This is a genomic window from Kocuria sp. SL71, assembly GCF_026672465.1.
Classification (GTDB): Bacteria; Actinomycetota; Actinomycetes; order Actinomycetales; family Micrococcaceae; genus Kocuria; species Kocuria palustris.
The window spans coordinates 2,430,097-2,455,579 of record NZ_JAPPRE010000001.1 but is presented as its reverse complement, the minus strand read 5'-3'; the positions used below and the strand labels follow the sequence as shown (position 1 = coordinate 2,455,579).

Annotated in this window: 27 protein-coding genes and 1 pseudogene; 11 read left to right on the top strand and 17 right to left on the bottom strand. The window is 71.2% G+C overall.

Features of this window, described 5'->3' with window-relative positions; genetic code table 11:
- Window positions 1-34 precede the first annotated feature (34 nt).
- The 4 genes and pseudogenes from OVA15_RS11190 to OVA15_RS11175 form a co-directional block, all read left to right on the top strand.
- Complete coding sequence (locus tag OVA15_RS11190; protein WP_268145019.1) at window positions 35-976, top strand: TOPRIM nucleotidyl transferase/hydrolase domain-containing protein; 942 nt, start codon at window positions 35-37, stop codon at window positions 974-976.
- 10 nt (window positions 977-986) lie between these two features.
- Window positions 987-1,223 carry a DUF6953 family protein gene (locus tag OVA15_RS11185; protein WP_024289393.1) on the top strand — a complete coding sequence of 79 codons (237 nt, stop codon included), beginning with the start codon at window positions 987-989 and terminating at the stop codon, window positions 1,221-1,223.
- A gap of 31 nt (window positions 1,224-1,254) precedes the next feature.
- On the top strand, window positions 1,255-2,436 hold the full coding sequence (locus OVA15_RS11180) for a benzoate/H(+) symporter BenE family transporter (RefSeq protein ID WP_268145717.1): 1,182 nt from the start codon (window positions 1,255-1,257) through the stop codon (window positions 2,434-2,436).
- Window positions 2,379-3,329: pseudogene (locus OVA15_RS11175) on the top strand (PhzF family phenazine biosynthesis protein); the annotation flags it as partial. The gene OVA15_RS11180 and the pseudogene OVA15_RS11175, both read left to right, overlap by 58 nt.
- 98 nt (window positions 3,330-3,427) lie before the next feature.
- Here the strand turns inward: OVA15_RS11175 and OVA15_RS11170 are convergent.
- The 5 genes from OVA15_RS11170 to OVA15_RS11150 form a co-directional block, all read right to left on the bottom strand.
- On the bottom strand, window positions 3,428-4,885 hold the full coding sequence (locus tag OVA15_RS11170; RefSeq protein WP_268145017.1) for a benzaldehyde dehydrogenase: 1,458 nt from the start codon (window positions 4,883-4,885) through the stop codon (window positions 3,428-3,430).
- 146 nt (window positions 4,886-5,031) lie between these two features.
- Window positions 5,032-6,801: a DHA2 family efflux MFS transporter permease subunit gene (locus OVA15_RS11165; protein ID WP_268145015.1), complete on the bottom strand. Its 1,770-nt coding sequence runs from the start codon at window positions 6,799-6,801 to the stop codon at window positions 5,032-5,034.
- Between the two features lie 112 nt (window positions 6,802-6,913).
- Window positions 6,914-7,534: a TetR/AcrR family transcriptional regulator gene (locus OVA15_RS11160; RefSeq protein ID WP_268145013.1), complete on the bottom strand. Its 621-nt coding sequence runs from the start codon at window positions 7,532-7,534 to the stop codon at window positions 6,914-6,916.
- Window positions 7,535-7,660: 126 nt separating this feature from the next.
- Window positions 7,661-8,101, bottom strand: a complete 441-nt coding sequence (locus tag OVA15_RS11155; protein ID WP_442786752.1) for an ASCH domain-containing protein — start codon at window positions 8,099-8,101, stop codon at window positions 7,661-7,663.
- A 174-nt stretch (window positions 8,102-8,275) separates the two neighbouring features.
- Window positions 8,276-9,277 (bottom strand): zinc-dependent alcohol dehydrogenase family protein, encoded by a 1,002-nt coding sequence (locus OVA15_RS11150; RefSeq protein WP_024289400.1) that lies wholly within the window; start codon window positions 9,275-9,277, stop codon window positions 8,276-8,278.
- A gap of 167 nt (window positions 9,278-9,444) precedes the next feature.
- On the opposite strand from OVA15_RS11150, the gene OVA15_RS11145 reads away from it, so the two are divergent.
- Window positions 9,445-10,290, top strand: coding sequence for a PhzF family phenazine biosynthesis protein (locus OVA15_RS11145; protein ID WP_268145011.1), 846 nt, complete (start codon window positions 9,445-9,447; stop codon window positions 10,288-10,290).
- A 4-nt stretch (window positions 10,291-10,294) separates the two neighbouring features.
- Here the strand turns inward: OVA15_RS11145 and OVA15_RS11140 are convergent, their stop codons facing one another.
- Entirely contained in the window at window positions 10,295-10,573 is a 279-nt protein-coding gene (locus OVA15_RS11140; RefSeq protein ID WP_268145008.1) for a DUF2200 family protein, read from the bottom strand.
- Window positions 10,574-10,715: 142 nt separating this feature from the next.
- A complete protein-coding gene (locus OVA15_RS11135) occupies window positions 10,716-11,267 on the bottom strand; it encodes a methylated-DNA--[protein]-cysteine S-methyltransferase (protein WP_157796635.1) in 552 nt (183 codons plus the stop codon).
- A 154-nt stretch (window positions 11,268-11,421) separates the two neighbouring features.
- Here OVA15_RS11135 and OVA15_RS11130 point away from each other — a divergent pair, with 154 nt between their 5' ends.
- On the top strand, window positions 11,422-12,261 hold the full coding sequence (locus OVA15_RS11130; protein WP_268145006.1) for a hypothetical protein: 840 nt from the start codon (window positions 11,422-11,424) through the stop codon (window positions 12,259-12,261).
- A gap of 6 nt (window positions 12,262-12,267) precedes the next feature.
- Here OVA15_RS11130 and OVA15_RS11125 read toward each other — a convergent pair whose 3' ends face one another.
- Together OVA15_RS11125 and OVA15_RS11120 are read right to left on the bottom strand one after the other, a co-directional pair.
- Window positions 12,268-13,290 carry a pirin family protein gene (locus OVA15_RS11125; RefSeq protein WP_268145003.1) on the bottom strand — a complete coding sequence of 341 codons (1,023 nt, stop codon included), beginning with the start codon at window positions 13,288-13,290 and terminating at the stop codon, window positions 12,268-12,270.
- 66 nt (window positions 13,291-13,356) lie between these two features.
- A complete protein-coding gene (locus OVA15_RS11120; RefSeq protein WP_268145001.1) occupies window positions 13,357-13,671 on the bottom strand; it encodes a GNAT family N-acetyltransferase in 315 nt (104 codons plus the stop codon).
- Between the two features lie 88 nt (window positions 13,672-13,759).
- Between OVA15_RS11120 and OVA15_RS11115 the strand changes: the two genes are divergently transcribed.
- On the top strand, window positions 13,760-14,794 hold the full coding sequence (locus OVA15_RS11115; protein WP_024289406.1) for an arsenic resistance protein: 1,035 nt from the start codon (window positions 13,760-13,762) through the stop codon (window positions 14,792-14,794).
- 33 nt (window positions 14,795-14,827) lie between these two features.
- Here OVA15_RS11115 and OVA15_RS11110 read toward each other — a convergent pair whose 3' ends face one another.
- Genes OVA15_RS11110 through OVA15_RS11100 form a run of 3 tightly spaced genes read right to left on the bottom strand, consistent with a single transcriptional unit; the run spans window position 14,828 to window position 17,693 of the window.
- On the bottom strand, window positions 14,828-15,901 hold the full coding sequence (locus OVA15_RS11110; protein WP_268144999.1) for a taurine ABC transporter substrate-binding protein: 1,074 nt from the start codon (window positions 15,899-15,901) through the stop codon (window positions 14,828-14,830).
- Window positions 15,902-15,924: 23 nt separating this feature from the next.
- On the bottom strand, window positions 15,925-16,800 hold the full coding sequence (locus OVA15_RS11105) for an ABC transporter ATP-binding protein (protein WP_268144997.1): 876 nt from the start codon (window positions 16,798-16,800) through the stop codon (window positions 15,925-15,927).
- Window positions 16,797-17,693 carry an ABC transporter permease gene (locus OVA15_RS11100; RefSeq protein WP_268144995.1) on the bottom strand — a complete coding sequence of 299 codons (897 nt, stop codon included), beginning with the start codon at window positions 17,691-17,693 and terminating at the stop codon, window positions 16,797-16,799. The genes OVA15_RS11105 and OVA15_RS11100 overlap by 4 nt, the downstream gene beginning before the upstream one ends.
- Before the next feature lie 231 nt (window positions 17,694-17,924).
- Between OVA15_RS11100 and OVA15_RS11095 the strand changes: the two genes are divergently transcribed.
- The gene (locus tag OVA15_RS11095) at window positions 17,925-19,037 is read left to right on the top strand and encodes an LLM class flavin-dependent oxidoreductase (RefSeq protein WP_268144993.1); all 1,113 of its coding nucleotides are present in this window, start codon (window positions 17,925-17,927) and stop codon (window positions 19,035-19,037) included.
- Window positions 19,038-19,172: 135 nt separating this feature from the next.
- Here OVA15_RS11095 and OVA15_RS11090 read toward each other — a convergent pair whose 3' ends face one another.
- On the bottom strand, window positions 19,173-20,213 hold the full coding sequence (locus OVA15_RS11090; protein ID WP_268144991.1) for a phosphatidate cytidylyltransferase: 1,041 nt from the start codon (window positions 20,211-20,213) through the stop codon (window positions 19,173-19,175).
- A gap of 5 nt (window positions 20,214-20,218) precedes the next feature.
- On the bottom strand, window positions 20,219-21,013 hold the full coding sequence (locus OVA15_RS11085; protein ID WP_239546519.1) for a CDP-alcohol phosphatidyltransferase family protein: 795 nt from the start codon (window positions 21,011-21,013) through the stop codon (window positions 20,219-20,221).
- Window positions 21,014-21,165: 152 nt separating this feature from the next.
- Between OVA15_RS11085 and OVA15_RS11080 the strand changes: the two genes are divergently transcribed.
- Together OVA15_RS11080 and OVA15_RS11075 are read left to right on the top strand one after the other, a co-directional pair.
- Window positions 21,166-21,831 (top strand): hypothetical protein, encoded by a 666-nt coding sequence (locus tag OVA15_RS11080; RefSeq protein ID WP_268144989.1) that lies wholly within the window; start codon window positions 21,166-21,168, stop codon window positions 21,829-21,831.
- Entirely contained in the window at window positions 21,831-22,181 is a 351-nt protein-coding gene (locus tag OVA15_RS11075) for a hypothetical protein (protein ID WP_268144987.1), read from the top strand. The genes OVA15_RS11080 and OVA15_RS11075 overlap by 1 nt, the downstream gene beginning before the upstream one ends.
- A gap of 111 nt (window positions 22,182-22,292) precedes the next feature.
- Here the strand turns inward: OVA15_RS11075 and OVA15_RS11070 are convergent, their stop codons facing one another.
- Window positions 22,293-22,934 (bottom strand): class F sortase, encoded by a 642-nt coding sequence (locus tag OVA15_RS11070; protein ID WP_024289415.1) that lies wholly within the window; start codon window positions 22,932-22,934, stop codon window positions 22,293-22,295.
- Window positions 22,935-23,069: 135 nt separating this feature from the next.
- Window positions 23,070-23,735, bottom strand: coding sequence for an excalibur calcium-binding domain-containing protein (locus OVA15_RS11065; protein WP_268144985.1), 666 nt, complete (start codon window positions 23,733-23,735; stop codon window positions 23,070-23,072).
- A 413-nt stretch (window positions 23,736-24,148) separates the two neighbouring features.
- Here OVA15_RS11065 and OVA15_RS11060 point away from each other — a divergent pair, with 413 nt between their 5' ends.
- Entirely contained in the window at window positions 24,149-24,283 is a 135-nt protein-coding gene (locus OVA15_RS11060) for a hypothetical protein (protein ID WP_268144983.1), read from the top strand.
- A gap of 833 nt (window positions 24,284-25,116) precedes the next feature.
- Here the strand turns inward: OVA15_RS11060 and OVA15_RS11055 are convergent.
- A complete protein-coding gene (locus OVA15_RS11055) occupies window positions 25,117-25,467 on the bottom strand; it encodes a PH domain-containing protein (RefSeq protein WP_006215402.1) in 351 nt (116 codons plus the stop codon).
- Window positions 25,468-25,483: the final 16 nt, after the last annotated feature.

Sequence of the window (25,483 nt, the reverse complement as noted above, 5' to 3'; positions counted from 1 at the left end):
GCGGTGCCCGGCGCGGACGCCTACCCTGGGCCGCGTGGCATCCCGCGACCCCCGTCTGAGTCCTCCGCCGGCGCACGACCGGCCCTCGGACGCGCAGCGGCTCGAGGTGCCGGTGGCCGCCTCTCCCGCCGAGGCGGCCCCCGTCCCGCCGTCCCAGCTCGAATCCGTCGTCCGCCTGACCCGCGACGGCCCCCGCACGGTGCGCCTGCACGAGCTCGCTCGGTCGATGGGCCGGGCGCGCAATCACGTCGCCCGCGAGTTCGGGGTCGTTCCCGAGCACGACCTCGGCCGGATGCTCGCCTCCCCGCGCACCCTGCTGGTCGAGGGCACCACGGATCAGGCCGTGCTGGAGCAGGTGCTGCGGCGCAGCGGCGACCGCCTGTCCCTGGTGCAGCCGGCCGGCAGCAAGACCCGCCTGGCCGTCCTGCACCACTTCCACCTGGCCCTGGGGATCCCGCACCACGTGCTCTTCGACGGCGACGGCGGTCCCGTCTCGGGGTCCTCGACCGCTCGGCACCGGATCCTGCGCAGTCGGCGCCAGGCCACGGAGGCGCTCGTGGCGTCACTGCGGTCGTCGTCCGCCGCAGCACCGGGCTCGACGGCGGCGGCCGCGATCGACCCGACGGCCGCCGCCCGAGCCGCGGATCCCCGCTGGCGCGGCGAGGACCCCGCCGTCGGCGGGTGGGGATTCGGCGGGCCGACCGTCGTGGGGCCGTCCTGGTCCGCGCTCGAGGTGGATCTGGAGGACGAGCTGTCCCGGTGGCCGTCGTTCGTGTCCGCCCTGCAGGCCCGCGGCGGCACGCTGGCCGCCAAGCGCCCGGAGCGGTTCGCGGAGGCCGCGGCTGCGGCGCGGATGGAGGATCTGCCGCCGTCGTTCCGCCGGATCTGCGCCGCGGTCGCCGCCCTGGAGGCGGACCGCCCGCCGCGGCCCGGCATCCCGCCATCGCAGCGCGGAGCGAGCCCGCAGGACGCGTAGGGTTGCCCGCATGACGACGCCTGAGGAGATCGCAGACTGGATGCTCGAGACGATCCGCACGGAGGGACGGCTCGACCAGGACGATGCCGTCCGCCTGGTGCCGGAGAAGTTCGGGCAGGAGTGGGTGCGCACCAGCCCCCACGGACACCCCGCCCTGGATCAGTCGGTCGTGAAGGCCTTCCGCAAGGCCCACGACGGCACCGTGCAGTGGGATCGCGACCGCCGCTTCTGGTCGCCCAAGAAGTGAGCGCGCGCTGAGCGCGACCCGCGCCGAGGTGATGCAGCCGACCTCGGCGGGAGTCGTCTCGGCTCTGGTGGCCTTCACCTCCACGTTCGCGGTGGTCCTGGCCGGGCTGTCCGCGGTGGGGGCCGATCCCGCGCAGGCGGCCGGCGGCCTCATGGTCGTGACCGTGCTGATGGGCCTGGGCTCGATCCTGCTGGCCGTCTGGTCCCGGCAGCCGATCACGATCGCCTGGTCCACGCCCGGAGCCGCCCTGCTGGCCTCCACGGGGGCCGTCGAGGGCGGATGGCCGGCCGCTGTCGGAGCGTTCCTGGTGGTCGGCCTGCTCGTGGTCGCCACTGGCCTGATCCCGGCGCTCGGGGATCCCATCGCCCGCATCCCGCCGGCGGTGGCCCAGGCCATGCTCGCCGGCGTGCTGCTGCAGCTGTGCCTGGGCCCCATCGAGGCAGCGGTGGCCCAGCCCGCCGGCGTCCTGCCCGTGATCCTCGTGTGGCTCGTGGGCCTCCGACTGTTCCCGCGCTGGGCCGTGCCCTCGGCCTTCGCCGCGGCCGCGGTCGTGGTGGCCGTGCACGTGCTGCGCACCGGGCAGAGCATCGACCCGGCCGGGTTCGTGCCGCACCTTCACCTCACGGCCCCTCAGCTCAGCGCGCCTGCGGTGCTCGGGCTGGCCGTCCCGCTGTTCCTGGTCACGATGGCCTCGCAGAACGTGCCGGGTGCCGCGGTCATGCAGGGGCTCGGGTATCGCATCCCGTGGCGCCGCAGCATGACCGTGACCGGTCTCGGCTCGCTGCTGGGCGCCACCGGCGGGGCCCCGGGCGTGAACCTGGCCGCCATCAGCGCCGCCCTGGCCGCCGGGCCCAAGGCCGGAGAGGACCGCTCCCGGCGCTGGATCGCCAGAGTGGCCTCCGGCTGCCTGCTCGTGCTGATCGGATTGGGAGCAGGCGCCTTCGGGGCGCTGGTGAGCCTGGCTCCGGAGGGCGTCATCCCGGCGGTGGCCGGACTCGCCCTGCTCGGCACCTTCGCCTCCTCCCTGAGGGCCGCGCTCGAGCGCACCGAGGATCTCGTGCCCGCCGCGGTGACCTTCGCCGTCGTCGCCTCCGGGGTCAGCGTGGCCGGGATGTCCGCGGCCTTCTGGGCCCTGGTCGCCGGGCTGAGCGTGCGATGGGTGCCGCGGTGGGGTCGCACCGTGCCGACGCCCGACTCCGACCGAGCCGGCTGAGCGGTCGTCGGGGTCCTGCCGACGAGTCCGCATCGACCCGTCCGCTCTTGATTCTGCAAGGGCTCCGAAAGCCTGTTCAGCGACCGATCCAGGGGCTTTCGCGCCCTACGCTCGTGGCCATGAGCGCCCTTCCCCACGCCGTCATCGACGTCTTCGCGACCGAGCCCTTCGAGGGCAGCCCCATCGCCGTCGTGCTCGAGGCCGACGGCCTCTCCGAGGAGCGGATCCACGGCCTGGCCGAGTGGCTGCCGCACGAGGAGACCGTCTTCGTGCTCTCCCCCACCGACAGCCGAGCAGACTTCCGCACACGAGCGTTCCGCTCCAAGACCGAGGTGCGCTTCGCGGGCATGTCCACCCTCGCGGCCGCCCGGGCCTGGCTCGACCGCGAAGGCTCCTCGGCGAGCGACGGCACCCTCGTCCAGCAGAGCGAGATCGGGCTGACCCCGGTCCAGGTGCAGGATGACGAGACCCTGAGCTTCACGGCCCCGCCGCTGTTCGACCGCGGAGAACCCGATGAGCTCACCGTCGAGATCATCTGCGAGGTCCTCGGCCTGGAGCCCGATCAGGTGCAGGGGTCAGCCTGGCTGGACTCCGGGACCGGGTTCCTGGGGCTGCTCGCGGACAGCGCCGAGACCGTGCTGGCCATGGAGCCGGACATCGACCAGCTCGGCCAGCACATGGTCGGCGTCCTGGGCCCGCACGCCGATGGCAGCCCCGCCGACTTCGAGCTGCGCTCCTTCGCCCCGTCCCGCGGCATCGACGAGCAGCGCGCCACCGCGACCCTCGTGGCGGCCTTCGCTTCATGGCTCGTGCCGCGCGGACTCGCCCCGGCGTCGTTCACGGTGGCCCAGGGCCGCGCCGTCGGCCACAGCGCCCTGATGCGCGTGACCATCGGCGACGACGGCACCTGGGTCGGCGGGGCCGTCGTCGCCCGCAGCGGGGGACCCTGCTGGCCTGAGCCCGCTGCCCGACAGCGCAGCGGGCACGTGGCTCAGAACGGGTGCTGGATCTCGTCCGGGGAGACCGTCACCCACTGGATCTCGGTGAAGGCCTCGAGATTGGCCTCAGCACCTCCGAAGCGGCTGCCGTTGCCCGAATCGCCCACACCGCCGAAGGGCGCATTGGCCTCATCGGCCACGGTCATCTCATTGATGTGCACCTTGCCAGAGCGAATGCGATCGGCGACCTTCATGGCCTCGCCCACGGGGCCCATGATCGAGACCGACAGTCCGTACTCGGAGGCATTGGCCAGTTCGACGGCCTCGTCCACGGAGGCCACCCGGTGCACCGGGGCGACCGGGCCGAAGATCTCCTGCGACCAGGCCGGCATGTCCGGCGTGACGTCGGTGAGGACGGTCGGACGGTAGAACAGGCCGTCGTGATCCGCGCCGGTGCGCGCCACGGCGCCGGCCGTCAGGGAGTCCTGGACGACCGAGTCGATGTTCTTGAGCTGCTTCTCGTCGATGATCGGGCCCAGGTGGACCTGCTCGGTCGAGGGATCGCCAACCGCCAGGGCCTCGGCCCGGGCGACCAGCCGGTCGACGTACTCGTCGTGGACGTCCTGATGGACGATGTGCCGGCCGGTGCTCATGCAGATCTGGCCCTGGTGGAAGAACGAGCCGGTGGCCCCGGCAGAGGCGGCCAGGTCCACATCAGCCCCCGGCAGCACGATCGCCACGTTGTTGCCGCCGAGCTCCAGGTGCACGCGCTTGAGCTTCTCCGAGGCGACGGCGCCGATCTTCCGGCCCGCGGCGGTGGAGCCCGTGAAGGAGATGACGCGGACCTCCTCGGCCTCCACGCATGCGGCGCCGATGTCCCCGCCGCCGGGCAGCACCTGCAGTACGCCCTCGGGCAGCCCGGCCTCCTCGAAGATCCGGGCCAGGGCGAAGCCGCCGATGACCGAGGTGCGAGGATCCGGCTTGAGCAGCACGGAGTTGCCGGTGGCCAGGGCCGGGGCGACGGAGCGCATGGCCAGCAGCAGCGGGAAGTTGAACGGCGCGATGACCGTGACCACGCCGCAGGGGCGGCGGCGAGAGAAGGACCAGTGGGCGCCGTCGGAGGGCAGCCACTGGCCGTGCGGGTGGCTCGGCAGGGCGGCGGCCTCGAAGCACTCGGCGGCCGTGTTGCCGACCTCCAGCCCGGTCTTGGCGGGGATGCCGCCGGTCTCGCGGATGACCCAGCCGGCGAGCTCGTCGTGGTTCTCCTGGATGACTTGGCCGGCGCGGCGCAGCACCGAGGCGCGCTCGGAGGGCTTCAACGCGATCCACTTCTCCTGCGCCGAGACTGCGCGTGCGGCGGCCTGATGGACCTGCTCCGCCGAGGCCGAGCCGATCGTGGCCAGCTCGGCGTTGTCGGCCGGGTCGCGCACGACGATCGGCTCGCCGTCGCCGGGCCCCCAGGTGCCGGTGAAGATGCGGCCCTCGAAGGCCGAGGTGTCCAGAAGAGTCACAGCGCCGTCCTCCTTCTGCGCGCCCGCAGCGGGGGTGCGCGCGGAACAGGTGTGATCCGCGTCGCTCGATGCCTGAGAGCCTAACGAGACTGCGCCCCGTCGACCATGGTCGACGGGGCGCAGCAGGACCGTGAGGTGCCTGAAGGTCAACGGCGGGGCTGCTCCTGCGGATCGAGCACGGGCAGGGGCTCGGGCGCCGGGTCGCGGCGCTCGTCGTCGACGGTGCGCTGCGCAGCGGGCCGGTCGACGTCGGAGTCGTCGGCAGCGGGGCGCGCAGCGGAGCCGGAGCCCTCGCCGCGCGCGTCGCCGCCGTCGCCGCCCTCGGACCGGACGTCGCGCTTCATGGAGGTGGCCAGCGGCGTCTCCGGGATGAAGGCCATCAGGATCAGCGCGAGCACCACGAGCGGGATCATCACCATGAAGATCGGCGTGAGGGCGTCATTGTAGGACGAGGTGATCACGTCCTGGATCGGCGCCGGCAGCGAGTCCACCAGTTCGGGCGTCAGCCCGGAGGAGGCGTCCGAGCCGTTTCCCTGCATGGCCGCCTGGGCCTGGGCGGGCATGCGCTCGGCGATCAGGTCGGTCAGGCGACCGGCGAAGATCACGCCGACCACTCCCGAGCCGATCGTGGCCCCGACCTGGCGGAAGAAGTTGTTGCCCGACGTGGCCGTGCCGACCATCGAGCCGGGGAACACATTCTGCACCGCGAGCACCAGGATCTGGATGATCAGGCCCAGGCCCACGCCCATGACGCCCAGCGCCAGGCACACGTGCCACACGGCGGCCTCAGCGGTGAGCTGGGAGAGCAGGTACAGGGCGATGACCACGAGCACCGCACCGACCAGCGGGTAGGCCTTGTAGCGGCCGTAGCGCGAGACCAGGGCTCCCGATCCGGTCGAGGCGATCAGCACGCCCGCCATCATGGGCGTCATCAGCAGGCCCGAGCTGGTCGCGCTGGCGCCGTGGACCATCTGCAGGTAGGTCGGCATGTAGCCGATCGCGCCGAACATGGCCACGGAGATCATCATTCCGGAGGCCGTGGCCAGCAGGAACGTGCGGCTGCGGAACATGGACAGCGGCATCACCGGCTCGGCCACGCGGGACTCGATGACGATGAAGATCCCGGTGAACACCACGGCGATCGCGATCAGCCCGAAGATCTGAGCCGAGGCCCAGTCGTAGGTGCTGCCGCCCCAGGTGATCGTCAGGATCACGGCCACGGTCGCCACGCCCAGGGTCAGCATGCCCCACACGTCCACGGAGACGCGGCCGTGGTGCTTGGGCAGCTTGAGGAAGAAGACGACGCCGGCCAGGGCGATCACGCCGAGCGCGACGCTCATCCAGAAGGCGTAGCGCCAGCCCGGACCCTCGGTGATCCAGCCGCCGATCAGCGGCCCCACCACCGACGACAGCGCGAAGACGCCGCCCATGACGCCCATGTACTTGCCGCGCTCGCGCACCGGGACGATGTCGGCGATCACGGTCTGGGAGAGGATGATCAGGCCGCCGCCGCCCAGGCCCTGGACCACGCGGGCGGCGATCAGCCACCAGATGGTGGGAGCCAGCCCGCCCACGACGGAGCCGACCATGAACACCAGGATCGCGCCCACGAGCAGGGGCTTGCGCCCGATCTGGTCGCCGATCTTGCCGTAGAAGGGCATGGTCACGGTCGAGGCCAGGATGTAGCCGGTGATGACCCACTGCATCTGGTGCACGCCGTCGAGCTCGCCCACGATGGTGGGCAGCGCGGTGGAGAGCACCGTCTGGTTCAGCGAGGCCAGCAGCATCGCGAGCATCAGCGCGATGAAGATCGGGATCAGGCGGGGGCGCGGCTGGTCGGCCTCCTGCGCCCGGTCCGCGCTCTCTGCCTCATGCGCGGCGGAAGAGCCGCGGACGGCGGTGAGCTGGCCGGTCATCGGCGAGGAGCTGGGCAGGCCCAGGCTGGCCGAGTCGACGGCCGTGAGCGCGCCCGTGGGCTGGCGCTCGTCGGAGGGACGCTCCGTGGAGTCGCCCCAGGGGGTGTCGTGGTCATGCGTGGTCCGTTCTGATGAGGCTGACGAGGACGTCGACCGCGTGGTCGAGGTCCTCCGGGGAAGGTTCGGAGCCAGGAACACGGTCCGGGCGGGAGAACACGAAGCGCAGCGCGGCACCGGCGGTGAGCACGAGCATGCTGATGCGCTCGTCGAGGTCCTGGCCGGGGCCCAGCATCCGGGGCTCCAGGCCCTGCTCGGCCCAGCCGCGGAGCAGATCGCGCACGATGTGCTCGCAGCCGTGCATCGTGTCCTTGAGCAGACGCCCGAGGTCCGGGTGGGTCTGCATGAGGCGGACCCGAAAGTCCGCGGACTTCGCGGGCATGGCGGAGGCCAGCAGCTGCATGTAGAGCTCGACGACGCTGCGCAGCGTGCTCGCGCCCTCAGGGGGCCGCTCGGCGGCACCGTCCGGGATGGCGGGCTCGCGCACCCCCATGACCGCGTGGTCCTTGGTGGGGAAGTAGTTGAAGAACGTGCGCTGGGAGATCCCCACGGACGCGGCGATGTCCTCCACCGTCACGGCCTGGAGACCTCGCTCCAGAACGGCCTCGGCGGCGGCGACATGGATGTCATGCCACGTCCGGGCCTTCTTGCGCTCTCTCAGACTCTCTTCTTGCACGAGTGCATTTTTGCACTCGCGCTATTTCTGCACAACTGCACTTTGGGTGATGCTGGACACGCGGCGGTCGTCGAATCGACGCATCCGTGCATCGCTCGTGCCGAGATCACGCTTCCATGCGCAGAATCAGCGATTCCGTGCATTCTGGCGTGATCTCGACGGACCGAGAGCACGGAAGCGTGAGCTCGGCAGGCAGCCGCGCGCGAAAGCGTCAGCTGGACGGCACCGGGTGCGCCAGTGCGCCAGGGACCGGTCGCCCTCCCCTTCGGCGCGCGCATGCCCTGCGCCGACCTCGCAGAAGGGGGCCACGTGCACGTCGGTCGTGCGGATCACAGCGCGCGGCTCCCCGCGGCCGTCCAGGAGGATGCTCAGGTCCCCTGCTGTCGGCAACGGCTCGCCCTCGGCCTCGTAGTCCCACAGCGAGGATGCAGTCCCCGTCTTGGTCCCGGCGAGCACCAGACCCAGCAGTTCGTCGGCCTGCTCGCTCGTGGCCCCGAAGGCCCATGCATCCGGCACCTGCTCAGGCAGACCAGCGACCTCAGCCCGGACGCCGGCCCAAGAGGACATCACGCCCATAGCGCCCTCTCTCCTCGCCGAGATCATGCTTCCGTGCGCCGCTGATGCCGAGATCCCGCTTCCGTTCGCGGATTCCGCGATTCCGCACATTCTGGCGGGATCTCGGCGGAACGGGCGCAGGGAAACGGGATCTCGGCAGGCAGCCGCGTACTCAGGGACGCGGTCTCACCACTCCAGGGCGATCTTGCCCAGGTGGGACTGGCCCTGCATCAGTTCGCAAGCCTTCGCCAGATCGGTCATGGGCAGGGTCTGATCCAGCACCGGCCGGATGCCCAGGCCGTCCATGGCCGCCACGAACTCCTGCTGCATGGCCCGCGAGCCCACCAGCACGCCGTGCAGGCGCACCTGCTTGGTCATCAGCAGCGCAGTGGGGATCTCGCCCTTGTCGCCGGCGACCACGCCGATCAGCGAGATCACCCCGCCCGGCTTCACGGCCCGCAGCGACTGCGGCAGGGTCTGCGCGCCGGCGGACTCCAGGACGATGTCCGCCCCGCCGGTCTGCTTCTTGATCGTGCGGCCCCACTCGGGGTCGTCGTTGTAGTTCACCGTGATGTCGGCGCCGAGCTCGCGAGCGCGGGCGAGCTTCTCGTCCGACGACGACGTGATCGCCACGCGGGCGCCCATGGCCTTGGCGATCTGCAGCGCCAGGATCGAAACGCCACCGGTGCCCAGCAGGACCACGGTCTGCCCGGGCTTCAGACCGCCCTCGGTCACCAGGCAGCGCCAGGCGGTGGCGCCGGCGGTGGTGATGGTCGCAGCCTCCGGGTGGGTCCACCCCTCGGGCGCTGCAGTGAACCAGCTCGCCGGACGCACCACGGACTCGCGGGCATAGCCGTCCACGCCGTCGCCCGGGGAGCCCGCGAAGGAGGACGGGACGTCGTCGCCGGACTGCCACAACGGGAAGAACAAGGAGACCACGTGGTCGCCGACCGCGAACTCGTCGACACCCTCGCCGACCTCCGCGACCACGCCGGAGGCATCCGCCAGGGGCACGCGATCCTCGTCCGGGGGCGTGCCGCCGGAGATCACCAGGTAGTCGTGGAAGTTCAGGCTCGAGGCCTTGACCTGCACACGGATCTCGCCGGGGCCGGGAGCGCCGGGCTCTGCGACGTCGTCGACCCGGAGATTCTCCAGGCCGCCGCCGGCGGGGACGATGAACTGCTTCATGGTCGGGCTCCTCTCGAACGGACCGCACGCGGGTCCGCGGTTGACTGTGCCTCCAGCTTGCCACCGACGGCCGACGTCGCAGAAGAGCCGATCCGCCCTCAGCACGACGATCACCATGACCGCGCGGGGCCGTTGTGCCGTCCGAGCCCAGTGCCAGACTCACGACCATGGTCGATTTCCGCTTCTCCCAGGTCGATGTCTTCTCCGCGGTGCCGCACGGGGGCAATCCGCTGGCCGTCGTGCACGACGCCGCCGAGCTCACCGATGAGCAGATGGCCCAGTTCGCGAGCTGGACCAACCTCTCCGAGACTGCCTTCCTGCTGCCGCCGGAGGACGAGCGGGCCGATTACCGCGTGCGGATCTTCACCCCGCAGGAGGAGCTGCCGTTCGCCGGGCACCCCACCCTGGGCTCGGCACGCGCCTGGCTGGCGGCCGGCGGCGCACTGCGCCGGGACGGGACCGTGGTCCAGGAGTGCGGTGCGGGTCTGATCACCGTCCTGTCCGACGACGACGGCCTGTCCTTCTCAGCCCCTCCCCTGCGCCGTGGCGGAGAAGTCGAGTCGTCGGCCCTCGCGCTGGCCACCGAGGCGCTCGGCCTGAAGCCGGGCGAGGTCCAAGACGCCAACTGGGTGGACAACGGGCCCGGGTGGCTGGGGATCGTGCTGGCGGATGCCAAGGCCGTCCTGGCCCTGGAGCCGGATGCCGCCCTGATCGCGGAGCACGATCTGCGCTTGGGCGTCTTCGGCCCGCATGAGCCGGGACGGGATGCCGACGTGGAGGTCCGCGCCTTCGTACCCACGGAGCACGGCATGCGCGAGGACCCTGTGACGGGCAGCCTCCAGGCGGGCTTCGGGACGTGGCTGATCCGCGCCGGGGTGGCACCGGAGGAGTACACGGCGGCGCAGGGCACGGCGATCGGTCGCAGCGGACGGGTGCGCGTGCGCTCGGACGGTCAGGACGTGTGGGTCGGCGGGACCGCGGAGGTCACGATCACCGGCATCGTGAGCTTCTGAGACCTCAGCCGCGCAGGATCTTCTCGAGCGCCTTGCCCTTGGCGAGCTCGTCGACCAGCTTGTCCATCCAGCGGACCTGCTGCATGAGCGGCTGCTCGAACGGCGTCTCGGCGTCCAGGTGGTGCTGGATCTCAGCGTCGTCGTAGCCGGTCAGCCAGGTGATGACCGCGTGCAGCTCTTCACGGGTGCGGCCCTTCTTCTCGACCTTGGTCACGTAGTGCGGATACACCGAGGCGAACAGCATTGCGGCAACCCGCTGGAGGGTCTTCCCATCGGTCGTCATGCGCAGAACCCTATCGACCTGCATCGCCTCGCCGCCGCACGCGTTGAGGCCGCAGAAGGGCCACCCATCAGCGCGGATGGCATGCGACTGTGCGGCCTCAACGGTGGGGGCATGCGGTGCTGCGGCCTCGACGGGGCAGCGCTCACGCCCAGGGGGATGGGCCGCCGGTCAGGACCGCGCGCTCGTGGTCGATCAGCATGCGGCGCACGGCATGGCGGGGGTCGGGCTCGCCGGTGCTGCCGTCGGCGCGGGTCACGCGGTGCACCGGGAGGAACAGGGGCACCTGGACCTCCGAGCACAGCGTCCCCGCCGCACGTGCGGCTCGGGGACGGCCCGCCTCGGCGGCCAGCTGCCCGTAGGCCAGGGTCTGCCCGTACGGGATCTGCGCGATCCGCTCCCACGCCGCCCGTCTGAAGCCGTCAGCCGGAGCGAGGTCGACGGGCACGTCGAGGTCCTGCACGGAGCCGTCGAACCAGGCCTCGATCCGCTCCAGGATCTCGGCCAGCGCGGCAGGGTCGTGCGCAGGCGCAGCTCCGAGCTGAGCGCCCGCCTCGATCAGAACGGACTCCTCGCTGGGCATGCCCGTGCCGTCGGGGCGGGAGAACGCCGCCCGGATCGCACCCTGCGGCCCGATCACGATCAGGCCGTCGCCGATCGGCGTCTCGACCCAGCTCCAGACGGGCTCAGAGGGCATGTGCATGCCCCGATCCTGGCACGACGACGCTCAGCTCGACCCGCAACAGGGCATCTGCTCTTGACGGCGCACCTCAAGGTCAGGTTAGGCTCACCTCATCGAGGGTGCGACAGACCCCGCCGCACCACCGCAGCCGACACCCTCTGGAGCGATCATGACCCCCAGCGAGAACGCCGAGACAGCCGCTCCGGCACAGGGCACCCCCTGCCACCTGGACGTCGCCGCCGCAGATGCCGCGGCACGCCTGCTCAACGGCGCCGGCCGGATGACGATCTCCTGCCATGACGGCGTCCGCGGGCACCTCCTGGACACGTCCTTCCACGGGGCCGCACAGGACGGCACCCGCTACATGGTGGTGTCCCCGCAGGAGGGGCAGTGGCCGCCCATGCCGATCGAGCGCCCGCAGCACGTCTCCATGACGACCGCAGCGGAGGCCCCCGTGGCCGAGATCCGCATGACGGTCGCCGAGCTCAGCGGCCATGCCGTGGTCACCCGCTGCACGGAGGACGAGGAGACCGCACTGCTCTCCGAGGGGCCCCTGCCCAGCGAGATCGCCCGGACCTTCACCTGCTGGCCGGGCTCGCAGCTGTGGCGCGTGGAGCCCCTGCGCATGACGATCCACCACATCCCCGGGTGCCACATGCTGGATCGCGAGGCCCTGGCCCCGCGGCCGTCGTGGCCCGGACCGGCGGAGGAGCTCGAGACCGTCGAGCTGCTGCGCTCCGAATGGGGCACGCACCTGACGGGCCTTCTCACCGAGCTTCGCCCGGCGTCGACGCCGACCGCCGAGCACCCACACGCGCCGGGTGGCGTGCGCTGCGCCACGGGGCGCGCCTACCCGGTGTCACTCTCCGACCGCGAGCTCATGCTCCTGCTGGTCGACGGACCCCACCGTGACACCGTCGCGGTGCCCCTGCCGCACCCGGTGAGCTCCCCTGAGGAGTTCATCGACGCGCTGCGAGAGGCGATCGGCGCTCCCGCCGAGAGCCGCTGAGGAGCTTCAGCCCCGCGAGCGCAGCCGGGTGTTCGGCAGCGGCGGGGCGGGCAGCGGATCGGGCTCGCCGTCGGGGTAGGGCCCGAAGCGCGGAGGGTCGTCCGGGCTCAGGCCCGCGGCGCTCAGGATCTCCTCCGACGGGGCGGCCTCGAAGCCGAGCTCATGCTGGTAGATCGCGCGATAGGCGGCGACCTCGTCGTGCGTGCGGCCGATGAAGTTCCACCACATGACGATCTCCTCGCCCAGCGGCTCCCCGCCCAGCAGGATCAGGCGCACGGGCTCGGCGTCGCCGCCGACCTCCAGCCGGAGGCTCTCGCGGCCCGGGCCGATGTACGCCAGGTGCTCGGTCTCCACGGCGACGCCGTCCACGCTCAGGGAGCCGGAGTCCAAGTAGACGCCGTGCTCGAAGCCGGCCTGGACGTCGAGCTCCAGCACGGCACCGGGCTCGAGCAGGATCTCCGCGCCCAGCAGCGGAGGCGTGGAGGTCTCCACCCGGGCGTCGTCGCCGGACAGCTCCCCGATGAAGACGCGGATCTGCGAACCCTCGCCGTGCACCGGCTGCGGGACGTGATGGATGAAGCGGTGCTCCATGTGGCGCGTGGCCTCGGGCAGCGCGTACCAGAGCTGCACGCCGTGCAGGACGGTCGTGTCCGCAGTGGAGATCTCCTGGTGGGCGATGCCGCGCCCGGCCACCATGAGGTTCATCTCGCCGGGGCGCACGACGGCGCGGTTGCCGGCCGAGTCCAGGTGGTCGATCTGACCGGTGAACAGCCACGAGACCGTCGCCAGACCCGTGTGCGGGTGGCGTGGGACGTCCATGCCGCCGGTCTGCGCCACATCGTCCGGGCCGTAGCTGTCCAGGAAGCACCAGGCGCCGATCAGCGAGCGCTTGCGCTGCGGCAGCACCCGTCGAACGTCCATGGCGCGCGGCCCGCCCAACGGGACGATGCGCGGCGGCAGGATCTGGATCTCGTGCCCCGGCTCGGCGGTGCAGATGGTCTCCAGCGGGACGGGCTCCACGTTGCTCATGGGGTCATTCCAGCACAGGCCCCGTGACGTGTCACGAACTACCGGGTCGACGACGGCGGCGCCGACTCAGCCGGCCAGTGCCTCCGGGTGCTCGCGCAGCCAGCCCTGCACGTACCAGCAGGTGGCCTGCGGCTCGATGCCCTCGGCCAAGGTCTCGGCGATCGCCCAGGAGACCAGCCGATCGGCCACGCCGCGGCCGCGATGGCTGGGCTGGGTGAGGGTGTGGTCGAAGATCCGCTGGGAGCGACCGTCGGTCTCGTACGGGGTGTAGTGGGCCTCGCCGACGACGCGACCGCCGTCGAGCGCCTGGAAGGCGTGCGCGGCGGTGTCGTGGCGCAGCTCGAGATCTGCGGTGGACGAGGTCTGCTGTGCGTCGGTCATGTCCGTGCAACTCGCGGCGACCCGGGTTTGTGCCGCCGAGGCGGCCACCGGAGACTGGAGGTTCGGAAAGCTCGGGAGCGGAGGGGTCATGGTCGCGTGGCTGGAGCGGCATCAGGTGCCTCTGTACCTGGCGACCATGGTCCTCGGCGCGGCGCTGGGTCTGGCGTTCCCCGCCGTGACGTCCACGTGGGAGCCGGCCGTGCCGCCGCTGATCGCGGTGCTGCTGTGGAGCACGTTCCTGGGGATCCCGCTGACGCAGCTGGGCGACGGACTGCGCGACCGCCGCTTCCTGCTGGTGCTGCTGGGTCTGAACTTCCTGGTGGTCCCGGTGGTCGCGTGGCTGCTGACCCGCCCGCTGACCGGTCATCCCGAGCTCGTGCTGGGGGTCCTGGTGGTGCTGCTGGTGCCGTGCATCGACTGGGTCATCGTGTTCGCCGGGCTGGCCGGAGGTGACCGCGCCCGCCTCACCGCCGCGGCCCCGCTGCTGATGCTGGCGCAGATGCTCCTGCTGGGCCCGCTGCTGTGGCTGCTGGCCGGGCCCGACGTCCCCCTGCGGATCGAGCCCGGGCCGTTCCTCAGCGCCCTGGTGTGGATGCTGCTGGTGCCGCTCGGCGCGGCCGTCGTCGTGCAGCTCGCGGTAGGCCGCGGCGGCAAACCGGACGACGACGCGGCGGCAGTCTCCGCAGAACCCCGAGGCTCACGGGTCTCCCTGACCGCCCGACGCATCGAGGCCCTCGGCCAGGCCCTCATGGTCCCCGCGCTGATGCTGGTGCTGCTCACCGTGATCGCCTCGCAGATCGCTGCGGTGCGCGGCCAGCTGGCCGAGATCGCGCTGTCCGTTCCGGTGTACGTGGCCTTCCTGGTGCTCATGACGGCCCTGACCGTGCTGGTCGTCCGCGCCGCTCGACTGCCGGTGGCCTCGGCGCGCGCCGCAGTCTTCAGCGCGACCGCGCGCAACTCCCTGGTGGTGCTGCCCCTGGCGGTGGCCGTCGCGGACCAGGCCCCGCTGATCCCGCTGGCCGTGGTCATGCAGACCATGGTCGAACTCGTGGGCATGGTGGTGCTCGTGCGGCTGGTTCCCCGCCTGCTGCCCCTGCCGAGAGCAGTCGAACTCGGCCGCTGAGCCAGGCTCCGCCGCCAGGAGCGCGGGACAGACTCAGCCCCCGGCGACCTCCTCGATCGCCGACGACGCCGCCGCGTCCCGGTAGTGCTGCGGATCGGCGGGGGCGTCGATCTCTCCCTGCTGGTCCAGGAAGTCCCCGGTGTCGATCAGGGCATCGGCCAGGGGCCCGGAGAAGAACTGCTCCTGCTGCTCGCCGGCGCGCAGGTAGCCGGTGCCGTCGATCTGGCGGCGGACGGTCTCGGTATCCGAGCCCATCTGCAGCGCCAGGATCTCGGCGGCGCGATCGGGATCGTCCTGCAGCATCTGCACCGCCCAGTCCTGAGCGCGGGTCCACTGCTCCATAGCCTCGGGATTCTCCTCGGCGAACCCGGAATCGGCTGCCGACAGGTCGAAGGTCGGCGCCCCGATCTCTGCGGCCTGGGTGCTGGAGACGAGCCGGGTGCCGCCGTCGGCCTCGAGCTCCCCGAGCGTGGGGTCCCAGATGTACGCGGCGTCGATCTCCCCCGACTGCCAGGCCCCGAGCAGGGCATCCGGGGACAGGTTGATCACGGTGACCTCGTCGGACAGGCCCTCCTGCTCCAGCAGCGCCAGGAGGCTGAAGTGCGCGGTGGAGCCGAAGGGCACGCCCACGCTGCCGCCGCGCAGATCCTCGAGGTCGGTGATGCCCTCCGCGCCGATCAGCGCCTCGGACTCGCCGATCACGTCCTGGATCCACACGACCTCCACGGGCAGATCCAGCGGCACGGACAGTGCCTTCACCGCCGGGGACGAGCCCACCGTCGCGATGTCCAGCGAGTCGCCGCCGAAGCCCTGCACGACTTCGGCACCCGAGGCGTACTGGGTCCAGCGGATGTCGGCGTTGGGCATGCAGGTCTCCAGCACCTGCTGATCGCGCACGATCAGGTCGCCGCTGGGCAGCAGCTGATAGCCCAGGTCGATCGTGCCGGTGACGGACTCATCGGCCCCCCAGGGGCACTCGGCGACCGCGCCGCCGTGCTCGGCATTGAGACGACGCTCGGTCTGGGCTGCGGTGCAGCCGCTGAGCAGCAGGGCCGCGACGGCGGCCAGGGACACGACGACGGGGCCCCTGCGGATGCTGGTGGTCATGGGGCGCTCCTCGTGGCTGATCATCATTCGCCGACCGTCGTGCTTCGGGACGTGCCTGCGGCGTCCCCGTAGATCGCCCCGGCGATCCGCTCCCGCAGGGCGGTGAACTCGGGGCTGGTGCGCACGGAGACGTCGTCGTGGTCCCGGCCGATCTCGACCGGCAGGTCCAGGGCGATCCGGCCCGGGCGCGGGCTCATCACGAGCACGCGGGTGCCGAGGTAGACGGCCTCGTCGATCGAGTGCGTGATGAACACGATCGTCTTGCGGTCCTGGCGCCAGATCCCGCGCAGCTCGACCTGCAGCCGCTCGCGGCTCAGGGCATCGAGTGCGCCGAACGGCTCGTCCATGAGGATGACGTCCGGGTCGTTGGCGAGCACACGGGCGATCTGGGCGCGCTGCTGCATGCCTCCCGAGAGCTCGTAGGGCTTGCGGTCCGCGAAGGACTCCAGGCCCACGAGCCGCAGCTGACGCTCGCCGATCTCCCGGCGCTCCTGGGCCGGCGCGCCGCGCAGCAGCGGGCCGAGCTCCACGTTGGCCCGCACCGATTTCCAGGGCAGGAGATTGGCCTGCTGGAAGACCACGCCGCGCGCCGCCGACGGGCCCGTGACCGGGTCGCCGTCGACCGCCACGACTCCGCTCGAGGGCGAGTGGAACCCGGCGATCATGTCCATCAGCGTCGACTTGCCGCATCCGGACGGGCCCACGATGCACACGAACTCGCCCTCGCGGATCTCCAGGTCCGTGGGGGCCAGGGCGTGCACGGTGTCCCCCGAGTCGGTCGTGTAGTCCTTGGCGGCGGCCGCAAGGCGGATCTTGGCGGAGATGCTCCGGTCGTCCATCGGGAAGGGCTCCTGGGGGTCGTCGTGCCCGTTGCGGCTGGGCTGTCCGGGGGCGCTCATGCGCGGCCCTGCCACGGCGTCGCCACGCGACCCACGGCCGCGATCAGAGCATCCAGCCCCACCGCCGCCAGGCCGATCACGATGATGCAGGCGATGGTCAGCGGCGTCTGCAGCTGCGTTCCGGAGACATAGGCCAGGCCGCCGATGCCGGGGATGCCGTTGTTCAGCTCGGCGGCGACCACAGTGGTCCAGGTGAAGCCGGTGGCGATGCGGATGCCGCCGATGACCTCGGGCAGCGCCGATGGGATGGTCACATGGCGCATCACCTGCCAGCGGGTGGCCCCCAGCGAGCGCGCCGCGTTCACGCGCGCGACCTGCACGCCCTGGACCCCCTGCATGGTGGCCACGGCGATCGGCGGGAACGCAGCCAGGAACAGCAGCCAGATCTTGGAGGTGTCCCCGATGCCGAACCACACGATCAGCAGGCCGATGTAGCCCAGCGGGGGCAGGGCGCGCAGGAAGTGCAGGAACGGCTCCACGATCTCGCGCACCGGGCGGAACGCCCCGAGCACCACGCCCAGAGCCACGCCGACGACCGCGCCGACGCCCACGCCGATCGCGATCCGGCGCAGGCTGTGCGCCAGGTGCTCCCACAGGAAGTAGCCCTGCTCACCGCAGGCCCACCGGGTGGCGTCGTCATCGACCGGACGGCACGAGCTGGCCTGCACGAAGGCCGACCACACAGCCCCCGGCGAAGGCAGGAACAGCGGTTGGACCAGGCCGACGGCCGTGACGAGCCACCACAGCAGGACGAGCACGATCAGGCTCAGTGCCGTGGTGCGGATCCGCTGGAGACGCCCGCGCCGTCGTCGTCGCTGCGGACGACGGGGACTGTCCGTCTCGTCGGGCGTCTCCGACGACGGCGGGGTCGTCTCGGTGGCCTGGAGGGACATGGGGCATCCGATCTGGGGAGGGGCGAAGCTGTCGGAGTCCGAAACCTACCGAACATGTAGGAATTCTCCGCAGTCCGGCGTCATCTCGTCACATGCGCTCGACCGGGATCCGTGCCCTTCGGTCAACTATTCCTACGGATCGAATCGCATATCCCCGGACGCGCGCCTGCGGGGACGTAGATTCGAGCGGACGGCAAGCATCCCACGGCTCGAGAGAAGGCTTCCTGCGCGATGAGCGTGACCCTGAACTGGTTCCTCCCCACCAACGGCGACGGCCGCTCCGTGGTCGACCGACCGCACTCGAACGACCGCGCAGTGACGACGCCTCGCGAGCCGAGCCTCGACTACCTGGCACAGGTGGCTCGCGCGGCGGAGGCCAACGGCTTCCATGCGGTACTCACCCCCACCGGCTCGTGGTGCGAGGACGCCTGGATCGCCACGGCCGCGCTGATCGGGGCCACCTCCAAGCTGAAGTTCCTGGTGGCCTTCCGCCCCGGCACGATCACCCCCACGCTGGCCGCCCAGATGGCCGTGACCTACCAGAAGATCTCGGGTGGGCGGCTGATGTTCAACATCGTCACCGGCGGGGAGTCGGCCGAGCAGCAGCGCTTCGGCGACTGGCTCGATCACGATCAGCGCTACGAGCGCACCGAGGAGTTCATGGAGATCGTCTCGTCGATCTGGGCCCAGGGCGGTGTCGACTTCGACGGCGCCCACTACAAGACGCGCGACGCCCGGGCCTTCGAGCAGCCTGCTGTTGTGCCGCCGCTGTACTTCGGCGGAAACTCGGAGGCCGCGCTGCCCGTGGCCGCGCGCCGGGCGGATGTGCATCTGACCTGGGGCGAGGTCCCGGAGAAGGTCGGTGCACGGATCGAGCGGCTGCGCGGGCTGGCGGCCGCAGAGGGCCGGACCCTGGAGTTCGGCGTGCGCGCCCACGTGATCACCCGGGATCGCTCCGAGGACGCATGGGCCGTGGCGCAGCGCTTCCTGGAGCAGATGGATCCGGAGGAGGTGAAGGCCTCGCAGAAGCATCTGGCCGCGTCCGAGTCCACGGCGCAGAAGGGGATGACCGAGCTGCACGGCGACACCGTCCCGGACAGCGCCCGCGACTTGGAGGTCCACCCCGGGCTCTGGGCGGGCGTCGGCCTGCTGCGCGGCGGTGCGGGCACCGCGTTCGTGGGCAGCCACGAGGAGGTCGCCGATCTGATCGAGCAGTACCACGCGGTGGGCGTGGAGCACTTCATCCTCTCGGGCTACCCGCATCTGGAGGAGGCGTACTGGGTGGGCGAGGGCCTGCGCCCGGAGCTGGCCCGTCGGGGCATCCTGGCCCCGGACCCCGCCTGAGCACACCAGCCCTGGAGCTCCCCCTGCACTGATCCGCCTACCCGGCCTCCCCGCAGCCTCCACCCCTCGCCGAGTGGATGCTCAGTTGCGCAATTCGAGCGAACAGCGCAACTGAGCATCCACTCGGCGGGGAGGTCAGGGGGAGAAGAAGAAGCGCACCAGGTGGAAGAAGACCGGGGCGGCGAAGACCAGCGAGTCGAAGCGATCCATGATCCCGCCGTGGCCCGGGATCACCGCGCCGAAGTCCTTCACGCCGCGATCCCGCTTGATCGACGACATCACCAGACCTCCCGCGAAGCCCATCACGCAGCTAACCAGCGCCAGCAGCGCCGCCTGCCACGGCGCGAACGGGGTCGCCCACCACAGCGCAGCTCCCAGCGCCGTGGCCGAGAGGACTCCACCGATCAGCCCCTCCCACGTCTTGTTCGGGCTCACCGACGGCGCCACCGGGTGCTTGCCCAGCGTCTTGCCCCAGACGTACTGCAGGACGTCGGAGCCCTGGACCACGATCACCAGGAACAGCATCAGCGCCGCCCCCTGCCAGCCGCCCGAGCCCGGTACCGAGCCTTCGGCAACCGTCTTCCCCTCCGCGAGCGCCACCGGCAGCTGCAGCAGCGCCGGGACGTAGGAGACCGCGTACACGCAGACCATCAGGGCCCACTGCAGCGAGGCGGCGCGGGACAGGAAGTGCTCCGTGCGCCCCTGCAGCGCCGCGACCGCGGGCAGGAACAGGAACGCGTAGACCGGGATGAAGATCGCCGCCATCCCATACCAGTGCTCCCACAGGAACCAGTAGTGCAGCGGGGTGATGATGCCCAGCCAGATCAGCGCCGTGCGGTCATGGCGTCGATCCGGCAGCAGGGCGGCGAACTCGCGCAGCGCCAGCAGGGACAGCACCGCGAACAGCAGCAGCGTCACGGTCTCCCCGAGCAGCAGCGCAGCCCCCAGGACGCCGATCATGTACCACCAGGCCCAGGTCCGCTGCCGCAGCTCCGTGCTGAAGCCCTCCTTGGACGCCGGCAGCCGGGCGGAGATCGCCAGCAAGGCGATCGAGGCCAGGACCAGGACGACGACGGCGCCCAGCAGCAGCCACGCAGCCGCCCCGCCGATCATGCCGACCCGCTCGGGCAGCCAGCCCGCACCGAGCATCCCCGAAGGCATCATGGCGATCCCCATGCCGCTCAGCACTCCTGTCCACCGGGCGCGGCGCCGGGCACGCCCTCGGCCCCGGCGGCCCTGGTCCGCAGATCACTGCCGATCAGCTGCAGCCGGATCACGACGGTGGCCAGCGAGCCGAGTGCGATCACACCCAGCACGACGCCCAGCACCGAGCCCCGCGGAAGGCCCATTGGGACGAGCAGCGCCGGCTCCAGCAGCGAGAGCAGGCAGCCGAGCATCAGCAGCCACATGCGCCGCGGCTTGGCCATGGGCCCGTCGAAGTGATTCGACAGCCCCTGCGCGGCTCCGAGCGAGCGGACGTAGGCGGTCAGCACCGCCAGCGAGGCGGCGACCCAGCCGATCGTGATCCCTCCGTGGATCGAAGCGGCCGCATAGCCGGCCCCCGCCAGGAAGAGCAGATCGGCGAGCCGATCAGGGACCTCGTTGTAGAGATCGCCGACCGGGGACTGCTTGCCGCCCTCGACGGCGACCATGCCGTCGAGCATGTTGAGCAGCAGACGCAGCGGGGCCATGAGCGCGGCGATGATCAGCAGCGCCGCCCGCACCCCGTCGTCGTGGAGGTAGACCGCCCACCCCGAGCCCACGAGGGCCGCGCACCCGATCGCGGCCACGACGACGGAGGACGAGGAGATCATGTTCGGCGTGATCCCCGTGCGCCCGACGGCCGCTGCCGCCGCCCGCGCCCAGGACGTGCTGCGCTGCGGGATCTCGCGGCGCATGGTCCGCTCCCCGGTGGCGGCTGCCCCGTCGGACTCGGTATGGGCACTCGGGTCATCGCGCGGTTCCTGCGAGGACATGCTCACTGCGCCTCCTGGGCCAGGATTCCGCGGGCCCGCCGCGGAGTGTTTGCCATCATGAATATATGGCGGATCATGCAATCTGACCACCCATGACGCTGGAAGTCCAGCCTTTCCTCCCCGACGCGTGCTGCAGCTGGCAGGATGCGGACATGAGCGAGCAGCGCCGCGGGATCGGATGGGCCCTGTTCCAGCACGGGGCCGCGTTCACCTGGGGCTTCGCGGAGGCCACCGTGTTCTTCGTGGTCCCCGACGCCTGGACCTCCGCCGTGGGGCTGCGCCGCCCGGCACGAGCTCAGGCGCTGACCCTCACCGCAACGATGGGAGCCGCCCTCGGCGGGGCAGTGGTCCACCGCTGGGCCGCAGGAACCGACCCCGGGCGATCGGCCGCCCTGGCGGCACGCATCCCGGCGATCAGCCCCGCGATGGTCGCCAAGGTGGACGCGCAGATGCGCGATCGCGGATTCCGCGCCATGATGATCGGCCCGTTCACCGGCACCCCGTACAAGCTCTACGCCCGCTCAGCCGGGGCGCAGACGATGCCGCTGAGCGGCCTCGCGGCCTGGACCGCCCCCGCTCGGCTGGCTCGCTTCATGCCGGTCACCGGAGCGATCTCGGGCATCGCCGCACTCGCGCGGCGCAGCGGGCTCAGCGCTCCCGGTCGCGGTCTGCCGCGCCTGCTGGGCGTCTCCCCGCGCTCGGTCGAGCTGGCGATCTTCCTCCTGGGCTGGACCACCTTCTACACGTGGTTCTTCCGCTCGGTGGGCCGCGAATCCTCTGCTTCCTCCCCCCAGCGGCTCGACGGCGGGGCCGCCTGATGCTGCCTCGGTCACGCCTCACCGGCCTGACGGTCCGCCCGCTCAAAGCCGACGAGGCCCCGGCCATCCTGCGGGAGGCCACCCTCGGCAATCTCAACTGGCAGGGCCCGCGCTTCGAGCCCGCAGAGATCGACCGTCGCCCCGAGTTCGCGCACTACACGCGTCTGAAGCTCGAGCGCGGGGACTTCGGTGTGGTCGCCATGCCGATCGCGACCCTGCCGACCTACGAATGGGCCGGTGCCGCATGGGCGCTGCACCTGCCGGAACAGGACCCGGGGTACGGCTTCGTGGCGGAGGGCATCCCGGAGGTCTCGACGGCCGCCGAGGGCACCATGCTGCTCGAGCTCTGAGCCCCGGGTGCGTGGTTAAGCCGGTCCGCCCCACCTCCCCCCCCCGCCGAGTGGATACCCAGTTGCGCTATCGGGGCGAACAGCGCAATTGAGCATCCACTCGGCGCGGGGTCAGGGGGTCAGCGTGGCGTAGACGACGTAGTTGTCGTCCCACAGCCCGGTCTCGGGGTCGTAGCCGTCGCAGGTGATCAGGCGCAGCTGGGAGTCGTCGGTGTTGCCGTAGACCTTGTCCGTGGCGAAGTCGTCCTTGGGGTAGGCCTCGCCGTAGTCGACCGCGAAGGTGGCCGTGGAGCCGTCCTCGCGCTCGATCTGGATCTCATCGCCGGGCTGCAGATCGCGCAGGCCCGCGAACACGCCGTCGCTGCCGTCTTCCTCGTTGACGTGGCCCAGCAGGATCGACGGCCCGAGCTCACCGGGAGTCGGCGACTTGTCGTACCAGGAGGCCGGGGAGTCAGGACCCGTGGGCGGGACCTCGAGCGAGCCGTTGTCCCGCAGTCCCAGGTGCAGCAGCTCGGAGTCGGCGCCGATCGCCGGGATCCGCACGGCCGTGGGGGCGGATTCGGGCATGACGGCGGGGTCCTGGCCCGACGACGACGCTGATGTTGCCGCGGAGGGCGTCGTCGAGGCGGCGGAGGCCGTCGAGGCAGAAGGCCCCGGAGACCGATCGTCCTGAACCTCGCCGCCCGAACAGCCGCTCAGGACCACGACGAGACCGAGTGCCGCGGCCAGGCGAGCGGGCGGGACGATCCTCATGGTCGTGATCCTCTCTGCGATCAAAATCCCTTCCGACAGGCTCGGCGGGGGCGGCCCGGTGGCCGCGATGCCTCACGGCATCGCGGCCACCGGAAGCGGACCGAGGCGTTGACCCCGGTCCGAGATCAGCGCCAGTCAGGCCTTGACGGCGCGGCGCACCAGCAGGCCGGAGCCTGCCAGGGCGCCCAGCGCCAGCACCGACAGGCCGACGGTGCCAGCAGGGTTCGAGTCAGCCTTGACCGGCACACCGGTCTCGGCGGCGCCCGTCGGGACCTCGGTGACCTGCGAGGCCTCTGCAGTCGTGCTGGCGGCCTGATCGGCGGCGCTGCCGTCGACCGGAGTCGGGAAGGCGGCGGCGTCGCTGCCGTCGAGCTCGCAGCCGATGCCGTCCAGATCGCTGTCCAGGTGGGTTCCGTAGCCGGGGGTGCCGGCCGGGATGTTGGAGACGCCGTTGGCGAAGGCCTCCGAGCAGTTGTCCCAGGTCCACGGCTCCACCGCGGCCGGATCGGCTGCGGCGGGGGCCTGCGGGCTGGTCACGCTCGGGTTCTGGGGCGTGCTGGTCGCCGGAGTCTGCTGCGCAGGGCGGTATTCCGGGTTGTCACACCCGAAGCCATCACCGTCTCCGTCGAGGCCCGGGGTGAACCTGGGGTCCGCGCTGGAGATGCGCCACTCCCCGGCCGCGTAGACCTCAGCGCAGTTGTCGAAAGTGCCAGGGGCAGCGACGGCCGGGGCGATGCTCAGACCCGACAGGCCGGCGAGGGCGACGACGGTGGCGCCGGCGCCGGCTGCGAACTTCTTCATGGGGGGCTCCTCTGGAGTGAGATGAATGATCATGCCGTCGCGAACGCGAACAACATGCCGAGTCATCTGACCACTGACCAGCAGCGCATTTCCAATGCCCCGTCATGGTTTCTTTCTGTGACGCAGCCCACCCGCAGGAAGGAGGAGCTCGGTGCTGAGCGGCGATCCCCGGACACCGAGCCCCCCCGACCTGCCAGCGGGTCAGTGCCGGCGCGCGCGGCGCAGCAGGAGCCCGCCGCCAACCAGCGCGGCGATCGCTCCGCCGGCGAGCAGACCCGTGCGGTTCGGCGACTCGGAGACGCCGGTGTCGGCACCGCCCACCGGAACCTCCTCGACCTGGGGAGCCCTCCGCGGCCGAAGCGGCAGCGGCAGGGGCCTGGGCGGCGGGGGCCTCGGCGGTCGGAGCCTCACCCGTGGGCATCTCAGGCGCCGGAGCCGGAGCGACCGGCTCGGTCACCAGCGGGGCCTCGTGGATCACGCCGGTGAAGGCCGCGTCGTCGTCGCCATTAGTCTCGCAGGCCATGCCGTCACCGTCGATGTCCAGGTGAGGGCCCGTGAACTGCATGAACATCGGGAACGGGTAGGGCCGGCCGCTGACGGCGAAGGCGGTGTCGCAGTTCGGGTACACGTACCCGACCGGGAGGGGCGGGCCAGCGCCCTCCCACGGATCGAGCGAAGGCGCCCGTGCGGCGTCGTCGTCGCCATTGGACTCGCACATGATGCCGTCGCCGTCGGCATCGAGGATCGACGGCCAGCCCGGCTTGAGGACGTTGTCCTGGTTCGGGGTGCCCACGGCATCGGCGCAGGAGACGTTGTTCTCCAGGTCGCGGGCCCAGTCGGGGATGACGATCTCCTCCGCGGCGGGTGCCGTGGCACCCGACTCGTCGACGATGCCGTCTTCGAGGGGCGCCTGGACATCCTCGGGGGCAGCCTCAGCAGGCTCGGCCACAGGGGCAGGATCGGCAGGCGCAGGTGCGGGCGCGACGGCGAATGCAGCGGTCATGGTCCAAGCGGAGAGGCCGATGGTGGCGGCCAGAGCAGTGGTGGCGGTGGTCTTCTTCATGGCAGAGCTCCCGGTGTCTGGGTGGTGAACGGAAGTTCTGAGGCCCTGTCGCGGGTGCGGCGACCCCAGTAGCTGAAGCAAACCACTGTGCGGCCGCACATTCGATCACGTTTGCAAAACGATCGCTATGTGACGCTCACGATTCGATAACAGACGCAAACACATGGAACCACCCCGCGTCGCGGACGAAGAACGGGCGGCCCTGTGCGATGCGCAGCGCACGGGACCGCCCGTCCTCACCCCCGTCGAGTGGTGAGTCAGTTGCGCTGTTCGCATGGTCAGCGCAACTGAGTATCCACTCGGCAATGGGGAAGAGGGTCAGACCAGCACGACCTGCGCGATCAGGTTGTCGAGGGCGCGGACGTCGATCCCGCCGCGCAGGTTGAGCTTGAAGATCCCGGCGCGCGTGTTCAGCGTCAGCTCCGAATCGGCGTCGAACGTGCCGGCGTTCTCCGAGGCCCACGAGACGATCTGCGAGTACGGCAGGGACATGACCTGGACCTTGTTGCCCGTCATCCCCTGGACATCGCGCAGGATGAGCCGCTTATTGGTGAACACCGAACCGTCCCGGAAGGTCGCGAACGCGCACACGGGCTGCTCTCCCTGGATCAGCAGCGGGAAGATGTCCTGGGGGATCTGGATCTCCCGCATGAACGTGAACTCGGGCACCGAACATCTCCTCGCG